The sequence below is a fragment of the Gottfriedia sp. NPDC056225 genome (genome assembly GCF_042267765.1).
Classification (GTDB): domain Bacteria; phylum Bacillota; class Bacilli; order Bacillales; family Bacillaceae_G; genus Gottfriedia.
In genome coordinates, this window is sequence record NZ_JBHJTJ010000077.1 from 1 (window position 1) to 11128 (window position 11128).

Below are 11128 nucleotides of genomic sequence, written 5' to 3' on the forward strand. Positions count from 1 at the left end.
ATCTTAATGATTATATTAAATACTTTGTCATCAACCTTAAATATGAATAAATATTTAAAGAAGACGATGAGAATAAGTCAAAAACTATCTCAAAAAATGGAAGAAGAAGATGTAATAGACGAGTTTTTTGAACAATTAAGCAAAATAATTCCTATTTCTAATGGGAATTTATTTTTAGTTGAAGATTCTTCACTCAAATTAAAAAGGTATTTTCAAAATAAGTTTGATGAAAAAAGATTTAGTTGTCCTTACTTTGATACACTTGAAGGCTCGATAACTGAGAAAGTGTATTATGAAAAAAGAAGATATAATTTTAATAGGCGAACACAATGGATAACAAATGATCATTTAAAATGTACTGATGCTGAAAGCTTATTATCAATTCCAATTATAAAGAATCAAGAAGTAGTTGGTGTACTAACAATTGCATCAGAACAAAAAAATGCTTATAAAAAATACCAAGTCGTAATGATCGAAATTTTAGCTCTATATCTTGCAATTGCGATCGAGAATGCGAGGTATTACTTAGAAACAAAAACTAGAAGCGAAACAGACTCTTTAACTGGCATTTATAATTTTGAATATCTCGAATCTAAAATAAAAGATGAATTTGTCCGTTTGAATTCTTCCAAAATTAAGTCCATTTCATTACTTTTAATAGATCTAGATTATTTTAAAAGAATAAATGACCAATACGGTCATCAAGCGGGAAATGAAGTGCTATTCGAAGTTGCACAAAGAATTAAAAAGATAGTAGGCCATAATGGATTAGTTGCGCGTTTTGGTGGTGAAGAATTTTCAGTATTGACGGTTAATAATAACGAATATGAAACATATGATTTAGCCGAGAATATAAGAAAATCACTTCAAAATATTCCATTTAGTATGACAAACTATCTGACCAATGATCATCAACAAATTAAATTAACTGTCACGGCGAGTATTGGAGCAGCAGTTGCACCATTTGTAGCAGAAGAACCAGCTGACTTAATTCGTTGCGCAGACAGAGCTATGTATTCAAAAGCAAAAAATGCTGGAAGAAATAAAGTAGCAATCTATCGTAAATGACCACCGAGAAGTAGACTTCGGTGGTTTATTTATTTTTATAGAAAAGGAAGGAATTGCAGGCTTTTTGTAATTTTTTGTTGCACGATACATGGTTGTCCTCGACAAATGTCGGCGAGTTTTTTTGGAATTATATGTTAGTATTTTTTTACGTTTTAAAATAAAGTATTAGGAGGATTCATATGGACAAGTCCTCAAAGATATCGATTAAAATCAATGGTGAGGAAAAAAAGTTTGCGGAAGGCGCTGTGACCCCTAACGAAAATCAGGTGGAAAAAGATGGAGAATTCGGTTGGGTTTTACCAACTCCAGATGGATTAGGTAAAAAAGTAATTGTTTTGGATGATGTTAAAAAGAAGAAGAAGATGAAACCAGTGGAGAAGGTCAAGACGAAAAAGTCGAAAAAGAAGGCTTCTTTTTTCGTGAAAAAATCACCTTCAAAAAGTATTATTATTTCAATTATTGGTGCAAGTTTAATAGGATTATGCTTTGGATTTGTTTTTTTAGGTATTTTTAAACAAGCAAAACCAGATGCAACTACTCCAACAAGCATTATTGAAAAAGTTGCCGGTACAACTACTCAGGTGGAAACAAGTATCCCAACTGTGAAATTTGATTTGGCACAAGTAGGGATGTATAAAACGATGGCAGCTGCAAAGAAAAATGTAAAAGAAGTTTCAAAATTAGGCTATAAACCTGTAATTTATGAAAAGAATAATGCTTTATTTGTTGTTATTGCATTGAGTGGGAAAGAAAGCACATTTTTAGCTGATGAGGTAAAGACAAAACTTAATAACGCGTATTTAAAAGAAGAAACAATTGCTGGGCAAACTTATAAAGGTCCTAAACAATCCGTTGATATGTATAAGGCAGAAGTTGAAACATTTAATTTTATGCTATCATATTTAACAGATCAGAATTTTAATAATGCGAAGCAACTAGAACAAATAACTTCAACGATGCTAATTTTGAGCAAGCAAAAAGACTATATCAAAAATAAGCCATTATTAAAGGGGCTTAAATATCTACAAAATATCGAAAAAGTCTTGTCCTCAAATAACAAGCAAAGTTTAAATAAGACGACTGAAGCAGTTCAAGATAATCTATTATCATTATTTAAAATATTAAAAGAACAAAAAAATACACTGACAAATTAATTTTTGTTAGTGTATTTAGATTGTTGAAATATAACAGCCAATCGTTAAAATGTTATTAAGCGATCAAATTGTTTCTTTTGAGGGTGTTATTATTTATTTATTTATTTTAATAGATAATTTGTTTGTGGAATACTAACAAACTATAGTAATACTCTTTTTCAGGTTGAAAAATTGAGTTGTAAATTGTTTGAAGAAGAATTAAATAATTAATTTATAAGTAGGCGATTAATCGATATTGCAAAATAATTGAGTATTTAATTTCAATTTTTCTCAAAGAGAATTAATAAGAGTTTTTATGAATGCATTTTTATTTTGAAGAAGTTGATTGGAACGAAAGGAGGCTCGACTCCTATGGGAAGTGCGGGAAGCCTGAGACCCCACAGGCGAAGTCGAGGAGGCTCAGGTCTCGCCCCATGGAAAGCGAGAATCCTGTAGTGGAAATCAACATCATACAACTTCCTTTACATTGCATTGAAAAATATTGTTTTGTAATTGATAAGTTCTTTTTTTCAAGAGCCTGAGTACACTGACAAATTAATTTTTGTTAGTGTATTTTTTATTACAAGCTGAATTAAAAGAAATACTATTTTAGTTAAAAACTTCTTACTGCAATATAATTTTAATTAAATTTAATGCTAATTTTACATAGAAAACATAGGAATTATGCAATGAAATTTTTAAAAATGAAATTTTAATATTAGGGTATTTTAATACATAACAAAACTTTCATTAATATTACATTTTAGTAACGAATAGGCAACGGAAAGTGTTTTTTGCTAATTTGTGTTATAGTGATTATCTGGGTAGGATAGTCTTGTATCCTTCCTTTTAAAATTAAATAATAGGTGAATGAAATGAAAAAACTTATATTGGCCTCTGCATCTCCTCGACGAAAAGAACTTCTTAGTATGTTAAATATCCCTTTTATCATTGAAACTAGTGATGTTGAAGAAGTAATGGAGCAGAACTTGTCGTCTTCAGAGATTGTATTAAAATTGGCGGAAGAAAAGGCAACAGATGTATCAACTAAATTTCCAAATGCTGTTATAATCGGTGCTGATACAATCGTTACTTATAAAGATAAAAAACTAGGTAAGCCTACGTCAAAAGAAGATGCTTTTGCGATGTTAAAAATGCTATCAGGTAATACACATGAGGTTTATACTGGTGTTTCAATTATAAATGAAGGTATAAGTAGTAGTTTTTATCAATGTACAAAAATTACCTTCAGTGAGCTTAGTGATCAAGAAATAATTGATTATATCAATACAAATGAACCGATGGATAAAGCTGGCGCTTACGGCATTCAAGGATATGGTGGTACATTCGTAGAGAAAATAGACGGCGACTATTACTCTGTTGTAGGACTTCCGATCAATAAGGTTAAGAAAAAACTTAAGGAATTAAATTTTTAACTATTGATTTGAGGTGGTACCATGTCAAATTCGCTTCTCATTAGAGATTTTCCGAAAGATGAGCGGCCTAGAGAGAGAGTGTTGAAATTTGGTCCAGGTAGTTTGACAAACCAAGATTTATTAGCAATTTTGTTAAGAACTGGAACAAAAAATGAATCGGTTTTAAATGTTTCGAACGAACTTTTATTAAAATTTGATGGACTAAGATTATTAATGAACGCGTCTGTAGAAGAAATTTCAAACATTAAAGGAATTGGTGAAGCGAAAGCTGTTCAATTAATTGCTGCCTTTGAGTTAGGAAAAAGAATAAATAGACTTCAATACGACGAAAGATTTATGATAAAAAGTCCAGATGATTGTGCTAAATTTATGATGGATGAAATGAGATTTCTTGAACAAGAGCATTTTGTATGTTTATACTTAAATACGAAAAATCAAGTTATTGCCCGCGAAACAATTTTTAAGGGGAGTTTAAATGCTTCAATTGTTCATCCACGCGAAATATTTAAAGAAGCATTCCGAAGATCAGCAAGCTCGATTATTTGTCTACACAATCATCCAAGTGGGGATCCAACTCCAAGTAGAGAAGATATTGAAGTGACCAAACGATTAGTCGAATGTGGAAAAATAATTGGAATTGAATTACTAGACCACATCATAATTGGTGAACATAAGTATGTCAGTTTAAAAGAAAAAGGTTGCTTTTAAGGGTGTTCATTAGTGGCTAATTGTTTTATAATGTAAGTTATGGATAAAAACCTGTTATTTACTAACGATAAGAAAATATAGTATAGATACTTTAAATATGAATTTAAGTTGTACGTTTTAGAAAGGAAGATACATATGTTTGGATTAGGCGGATTTACTCGAGATTTAGGAATAGACTTAGGTACGGCAAATACTTTAGTCTTTGTAAAAGGAAAAGGAATTGTGGTTAGAGAACCATCTGTTGTTGCTTTAAAGACAGATACAAAGCAAATTGTTGCTGTAGGTAATTCAGCAAAACTTATGATTGGTCGTACTCCAGGAAATGTTGTTGCAACTAGACCAATGAAAGATGGGGTAATTGCTGATTTTGAAACAACAGCAACGATGATGAAACACTATATTGATCAAGCTCAAAAGAGTAACGGATTTTTCTCACGTAAACCTTATGTAATGGTTTGTGTACCTTCAGGTATTACTGCTGTTGAAAAAAGAGCTGTTATTGATGCGACTAGACAAGCTGGTGCACGTGATGCATTCTTAATCGAAGAACCTTTTGCTGCTGCAATTGGAGCTAATTTACCAGTTATGGAACCGACTGGAAGTATGGTTGTTGATATTGGTGGAGGAACAACTGAAGTTGCAATTATTTCACTTGGTGGAATTGTTACAAGTCAGTCAATCCGTACTGCCGGTGATGATATGGACGAAGCGATCATTCAATATATTAAAAAGAACTATAACTTATCAATCGGTGAACGAACTGCCGAGCAATTAAAGCTTGAAATTGGTTCAGCTTTCAATACTGATACAGATGAAAAAATGGATATTCGTGGTCGAGACTTAATTTCAGGTTTACCTAAAACAATTACGATTCATGGAGAAGAAGTTGCGGCTGCATTAAGTGATACAGTTGATGCAATTGTTGAATCTGTGAAAAATACTTTAGAGAAAACTCCACCTGAACTAGCAGCTGATATTATTGATCGTGGAATTGTTTTAACAGGTGGCGGAGCACTTCTTCGTAATCTTGATAAAGTAATTGCACAAGAAACAAATATGCCTGTAATTGTTGCGGAAGACCCTCTTGATTGTGTAGCAATGGGTACAGGTAAAGCATTAGACAATATCGATATATTCAAAAAGAATTATACTTCAAATTCATATCGATAAAATTTTAGTGGCAGTGTTAAAAAACTCGCTAGTTTTCTAAAAGAAATAGCTCCTAAAGAAAGTTCTTTAATAAGAAGATTAGCAAAAAATGTGTAATCCTCACTAGTATTAGTGAGGATTACACGCATGAATACATTGGAATAAAAGTTGAAATGTTATAAGAGGGTGTAAGAATGCCACAATTTTTTCAAAATAAACGTTTAATGATTGTCCTAGCTGCTATTATCTTACTAGTGGCACTTTTAGGCTATTCTTTAAGAAGTAACAGAAACCTTTCAATTCCCGAGCAGTTTATTAAAGATACAGTAAGTTTGACTGAAAAAGTATTTAATAAACCCGCACAACTTATTGCGGGTTTCTTTAATAATATTGCGGATTTAAAAGATACATACGATGAAAATAAAGTGTTGAAAAGTAAACTTGATAAGTATGTTGAATTATCTGTACATGAGAAGGCTTTAGAAAAAGAAAATAAAGAATTAAAAGACATGATGGGAATTGACAAAAGTCTAAGTGATTATGATACATTTCAAGCTACTGTAACGATTAGAGATCCTGATAAATGGCAACAAATTATAACAATTGATAAAGGATCGTTAAGCGGAATAGAAAAAGAAATGGCTGTTATTACTGCTAAAGGCTTAATAGGAAAAGTAAAGAATGTTTCTAAATTTTCATCAACTGTACAATTATTAAGTTCTTCAGATCGAACAAATCGAATTTCTGCTAAAATCCAAGACAAACACACGGTTTTTGGTTTGATAGAAGGTTATGATGTTGAGAAACAGGCTTTATTATTCAAACGAATTCCTTCAACTGCAAAAGTAAAAAAAGGACAAACAGTCGTGACTTCGGGTCTAGGTGGTGTTTTTCCTGCTAATTTAGTAATAGGAAAAGTTGAAGAGGTTGTTCCTGATGAACATGGGCTAACACAAACAGCGTATATCAAGCCACAAGCGGATTTTAATGATATTGATCACGTGCTTGCTGTTAAACGTTTAATCGACCAGCCAAAGAAAGGAGAGTAGGGAGTAAATGAGTAAGTATGGTTTACCTCTGCTTTTATCACTTCTTTTTATATTAGAAAATATTTATGTTTCAACTGTATCGCCAAATATTCTTGGGCACGATGTGACAGTTGTTCCACATTTTTTATTTTTTGGATTATTATTTATGACGCTATATTATAATCCGAGAAAAGCACTGATTTATGGTGTTATCTTTGGATTTGTTTATGATATTGTTTATACTGAGGTTATTGGTATTTATTTGGCTGCTTTTCCTTTATTTATTTTCTTAATAAGTCAAGCGATGAAAATACTATACGCGAATTTATTCGTTCGAAGTATCCTTGTTTTAATATGGACTGCAGCATTAGAATATTTAGTATACGGATTAAATGCTTTATTCGGATTTACAAATATGAATAATACATACTTTATGAATCATCGATTATTTCCGACATTATTACTGAATGCACTATTTATATTAATTTTTGCATATCCTTTCTCATCATTATTAAGAACGATTCGTGAAAATAATGAGGAAAAATAAAGGATTTTTCGGGTGCATGTCGAATTATACAATCGGGGTGAACACTTATCATGGAACAGAGGCAACAATATGTTACAATTAAAGGAACGAAAGATGGTCTAACACTGCACCTCGATGATACATGTTCTTTTCAGATTTTAGTAGATGAAATTGAAGAAAGACTGTCTACCCACTTGTTTGAGAGCAATGATCGTCCCTTACTTGCAGTTCGTTTAAAAATAGGAAATCGTTTTTTATCTCCCGAACAAGATGAAATAATTCGTTCAATTGTTCGTAAAAAGAATAATCTTGTTGTCGAGACAATCGAAAGTAATGTTATTTCGAAGCAAGACGCTATTGAATGGATGAAAAGGGAGGAAATTGTACCTATTTGTAGAATGGTAAGATCCGGTCAGATTCTCCAAGTGAAAGGTGATTTACTGTTAATCGGTGATGTTAACCCAGGTGGAACTGTTATTGCGGGTGGAAATATCTTTATTATGGGTGCTCTAAGAGGTACTGCTCATGCCGGTTTTAATGGTAATAAGGAGGCAGTTATTGCGGCATCAATAATGAGACCAATGCAGTTGAGAATTTGCAGCATAATGAACAGAGCACCGGATCATTATGGTGATGAAGGCAATGAAATGGAATGTGCTTATATAAATGAAGACGGCCAAATCATTGTCGATCGCATTCAATTTCTGACTCATCTTAGACCTAGTTTGACAAGGTTAGAAAGGGGCATGATGTAACTGTGGGAGAGGCTATAGTAATTACATCTGGTAAAGGTGGAGTTGGTAAAACAACAACATCAGCAAATTTGGGAACAGCTTTAGCGATGTTTGGTAAAAAAGTGTGTTTAATTGACACTGATATAGGCCTACGTAACTTAGATGTTGTAATGGGTTTAGAAAATCGTATTGTCTATGATTTAGTAGACGTTGTTGAAGGCCGCTGTAAAACGCACCAGGCACTAATAAAAGATAAGCGCTTTGAATGCTTATACTTATTACCTGCTGCTCAAACAAGTGATAAAACTGCTGTTTCTCCTGAACAAATGAAAGAGCTAGTTGATGAATTGAAAAAAGACTATGATTATATATTAATAGACTGCCCTGCTGGTATTGAACAAGGATATAAAAATGCAGTAGCAGGTGCGGATAAAGCGATTGTTGTCACAACGCCAGAAGTTTCTTCAATTCGTGATGCAGATCGTATTATAGGATTATTAGATCAAGAGGATATTGAACCTCCAAAACTAGTAATCAACCGCATTAGAAGCCACATGATGGAAAATAAAGATAGTTTAGATGTTGATGATATTACATCAATGTTAGCTGTCGATTTAATCGGTATTGTCCAAGATGACGAAAACGTTCTTAAGGCAACTAATAGTGGTGAACCTGTTGCATTGAATCCAAATTCAAAAGCTTCAATTGCATATAGAAATATTGCAAGAAGAGTGCTAGGGGAATCGGTACCATTGCAATCATTAGAAACAGATAAGAGTATTTTCTTTAAAGTGAAAAAATTATTTGGTATTCGATAACACTTCGTAAACATGCGAAGTGTTTTTCTTTTTTTAGCCTTTACCGACTAAGAAATTATGCTTTTACGCCTTGGATGACTTTTCAAATTATCTACTCATAAGTTGTCCTATCGACTCATATAAATGAATTAATAAGATTACGAGGAGAGGTGACACACACTTTGAGTAAGCGCGTAGACGATATAAGAAAGCGGATCGCTAAACGGCGAGAACAAGAGGAAAAATGGGGAAATCAGAATCAAATGATGAACAAATTTCCGGTAAAGGAAGTACAAAATGCTGAGGGCGGATACACTTACACTTATGATGATTTGGTAGAAGAGCAGGGGAAAAAGATAATAACTAACTCTAACTTTATGTTTAGGAGTTTGTTATCTGCGATTATTGTACTTGCTTTAGCAATCATTTTAAAAAGTAGCTCACCTATTGCCTCTCAGGTTCGGCAAGGTCTTTCACAAGTTTATAATAGTGAATTTCAATTTGCTTCCCTACAAAAGTGGTACGAAGATCGTTTTGGAACGCCACTAGCTTTTTTACCCCAATTAAATGATAAAAAAGGAAATGTTGGTAACGATAATTACGCTGTTCCCGCTAGTGGGAAAGTACTTCAAAGTTTTAAAACGGATGGTCAAGGAATATTAATACAAACAGAAGCAAATCAAAAGGTAGATTCAATTAAAAAAGGTCGGGTTATATTTGTAGGAAAGAAAGATAATTTAGGAAATACAGTGATCATTCAACATGCTGATGGCTCAGAATCATGGTACGGAAAGTTAGGTAGCACAAATGTAAAAGTTTATGATGAAGTAGATAGTAAAAAAGTGATCGGAACGGTATCTACTAATGATGATGGGAATCTAGGAACTTATTACTTTGCAATTAAAATGGGGGAAAAATTTATTGATCCGAAACAGGTGATTCCATTTGAATAAATGGCTTGCTCTTCCATCTAAAATTTCAGTTCATCCACTCTATTTATTAATAGCATGTATTGGAATTTTGACCGCAAACTTTTGGTCCGTATTGTTTGTTTCGATTATTATTTTCTGTCACGAATTAGGACACGCAATAGCAGCTACTTCATTTAATTGGCGAATTAACAAAATTACACTTCTTCCCTTTGGAGGTGTTGTCGATCTAGATGAACACGGAAACAGACCAACCTACGAGGAATTTATTGTTACAATAGCTGGACCTATTCAACATTTAACGTTATATATTATTGCTAACATACTGTTTCAAATGAACTTTCTGCCTGAAAATTTATATAATCTTTTTATTAATTTTAACGTTAGTATTCTTTGTTTTAATTTATTACCAATTTGGCCTTTGGACGGTGGAAAATTAATCAATCAGTTATTTTCTTTAATTTTTCCATTCGTAAAAGCTCATCTATATAGTTTATACTCTTCATTTGTCTTTTTAGTTTTAAGTTCAATCATTACGATTTTAATACAACCAATGAATATTACAATATGGGTTTGTCTATTATTTTTAATTGTTTCTTTATGGGGGGAATGGAAAAATAGGCATTTTGTTGTTATTCGTTTTTTAATGGAACGATTTTATGGAAACAAACCATATATCCAAAAAATTAAATCAATTTCTTTAAATAAAGAAACAAAATTATTTCAAGTCTTTTCTAATTTTCAAAAAGGCTATAAATACAATGTGGTTTTTACATTAGATAGAAAGAACCAAAAAATGCTAGATGAAAATGAATTATTACATGCGTACTTTACCGAGAAGAAAGCAACTTATTCGCTTGAAGAACTGATCAGTTAGTTGCAGACTCTTGGCATAATAACTATTTCCTAAAAGATAAGTTTAAACAAAAAAGATGGTCTCTACATGAGGCCATTTTTTTTATAGCTAAACATACCAAGAAGGGTCTTTTGGAATATAATCATAATAATACAGTATAGAATCTATTCTTTTTTGATTTTTAATATCATTTGAAACTCTTCTTCCCCATTCATCGTCTTCTCCAAAGCTGATATTGAGAAATTTATGTGAAGAGGCAATCTGTTTAGAATAGCACATTAAATGATTAGGTTTCCGGTAATAATAATTGTCATCTTCCCCATGTTCAAACTCTTTCCCATATTTACAAATCTTTGAATATTGGTTGTTAAAATTTACTAAAACATCAAAAACTATACAATCTACCTTTGGTGTTTCACGAATTGCTTGGCATAATAATTCTATATAATTTGATGTAATACGATCATCGTCATCGATAAATACTACGTATTCTCCTTTTGCCTGCTCGATTAAAACATTTCTTTTTTCTCCAGTAGTTCTTTTTTTATTTTCTAAAAGAACTAATATTTCAACAGGATATGGTTTACACTGATTTTCCAATTCGTTAACAATACGCTTCAAATAGTCCATTCTTTCAGGTACAGTTGGAATAAGAATTGAAAGAACAATATCCAGTTAATCACTCCAATTCTTGTTAATTTTAGGAATTCAAAATTAAAATATGTCTTCAGTTATATAAAAATATAATATTCAATTTTTACTAT

12 protein-coding genes are annotated in these 11128 nt (G+C 32.1%); 11 read left to right on the forward strand and 1 reads right to left on the reverse strand.

Annotated elements, in window-relative coordinates:
- From ACFCYN_RS23750 to ACFCYN_RS23800, 11 genes are all read left to right on the forward strand, one after another.
- The coding region (locus ACFCYN_RS23750) for a sensor domain-containing diguanylate cyclase (protein ID WP_375952300.1) at positions 1 to 1068 on the forward strand (1068 nt) is incomplete at its 5' end.
- Positions 1069 to 1247: 179 nt separating this feature from the next.
- Positions 1248 to 2222 carry a hypothetical protein gene (locus ACFCYN_RS23755; protein ID WP_375952303.1) on the forward strand — a complete coding sequence of 325 codons (975 nt, stop codon included), beginning with the start codon at positions 1248 to 1250 and terminating at the stop codon, positions 2220 to 2222.
- Between the two features lie 854 nt (positions 2223 to 3076).
- Positions 3077 to 3637, forward strand: a complete 561-nt coding sequence (locus ACFCYN_RS23760; protein ID WP_098120246.1) for a Maf family protein — start codon at positions 3077 to 3079, stop codon at positions 3635 to 3637.
- A 21-nt stretch (positions 3638 to 3658) separates the two neighbouring features.
- The gene (radC, locus tag ACFCYN_RS23765; RefSeq protein ID WP_375952306.1) at positions 3659 to 4345 is read left to right on the forward strand and encodes a RadC family protein; all 687 of its coding nucleotides are present in this window, start codon (positions 3659 to 3661) and stop codon (positions 4343 to 4345) included.
- Between the two features lie 135 nt (positions 4346 to 4480).
- Positions 4481 to 5515: a rod shape-determining protein gene (locus ACFCYN_RS23770; protein ID WP_172447364.1), complete on the forward strand. Its 1035-nt coding sequence runs from the start codon at positions 4481 to 4483 to the stop codon at positions 5513 to 5515.
- A 173-nt stretch (positions 5516 to 5688) separates the two neighbouring features.
- Complete coding sequence (gene mreC, locus ACFCYN_RS23775; protein WP_172447365.1) at positions 5689 to 6543, forward strand: rod shape-determining protein MreC; 855 nt, start codon at positions 5689 to 5691, stop codon at positions 6541 to 6543.
- A gap of 7 nt (positions 6544 to 6550) precedes the next feature.
- Positions 6551 to 7069: a rod shape-determining protein MreD gene (gene mreD / locus ACFCYN_RS23780; protein WP_172447366.1), complete on the forward strand. Its 519-nt coding sequence runs from the start codon at positions 6551 to 6553 to the stop codon at positions 7067 to 7069.
- Positions 7070 to 7116: 47 nt separating this feature from the next.
- Entirely contained in the window at positions 7117 to 7803 is a 687-nt protein-coding gene (gene minC, locus ACFCYN_RS23785; RefSeq protein ID WP_098120241.1) for a septum site-determining protein MinC, read from the forward strand.
- A gap of 2 nt (positions 7804 to 7805) precedes the next feature.
- Entirely contained in the window at positions 7806 to 8600 is a 795-nt protein-coding gene (gene minD / locus ACFCYN_RS23790) for a septum site-determining protein MinD (protein WP_172447367.1), read from the forward strand.
- 161 nt (positions 8601 to 8761) lie between these two features.
- Positions 8762 to 9532: a peptidoglycan DD-metalloendopeptidase family protein gene (locus ACFCYN_RS23795; protein ID WP_216854015.1), complete on the forward strand. Its 771-nt coding sequence runs from the start codon at positions 8762 to 8764 to the stop codon at positions 9530 to 9532.
- Positions 9525 to 10385 (forward strand): site-2 protease family protein, encoded by an 861-nt coding sequence (locus ACFCYN_RS23800; RefSeq protein ID WP_375952312.1) that lies wholly within the window; start codon positions 9525 to 9527, stop codon positions 10383 to 10385. Before ACFCYN_RS23795 ends, ACFCYN_RS23800 begins: the two co-directional genes overlap by 8 nt.
- Before the next feature lie 87 nt (positions 10386 to 10472).
- On the opposite strand, the gene ACFCYN_RS23805 is transcribed toward ACFCYN_RS23800, so the two are convergent.
- On the reverse strand, positions 10473 to 10994 hold the full coding sequence (locus ACFCYN_RS23805; RefSeq protein WP_375952315.1) for a glycosyltransferase family A protein: 522 nt from the start codon (positions 10992 to 10994) through the stop codon (positions 10473 to 10475).
- Positions 10995 to 11128: the final 134 nt, after the last annotated feature.

What these genes read in the sequence shown, in the direction of transcription:
- mreC (WP_172447365.1), top strand. Translation starts at nt 5,689, where the DNA reads ATGCCACAATTTTTTCAAAATAAACGTTTAATGATTGTCCTAGCTGCT.
- radC (WP_375952306.1), top strand. Translation starts at nt 3,659, where the DNA reads ATGTCAAATTCGCTTCTCATTAGAGATTTTCCGAAAGATGAGCGGCCT.
- ACFCYN_RS23805 (WP_375952315.1), bottom strand. Translation starts at nt 10,994, where the DNA reads ATGGACTATTTGAAGCGTATTGTTAACGAATTGGAAAATCAGTGTAAA.
- ACFCYN_RS23770 (WP_172447364.1), top strand. Translation starts at nt 4,481, where the DNA reads ATGTTTGGATTAGGCGGATTTACTCGAGATTTAGGAATAGACTTAGGT.
- ACFCYN_RS23755 (WP_375952303.1), top strand. Translation starts at nt 1,248, where the DNA reads ATGGACAAGTCCTCAAAGATATCGATTAAAATCAATGGTGAGGAAAAA.
- mreD (WP_172447366.1), top strand. Translation starts at nt 6,551, where the DNA reads ATGAGTAAGTATGGTTTACCTCTGCTTTTATCACTTCTTTTTATATTA.
- ACFCYN_RS23760 (WP_098120246.1), top strand. Translation starts at nt 3,077, where the DNA reads ATGAAAAAACTTATATTGGCCTCTGCATCTCCTCGACGAAAAGAACTT.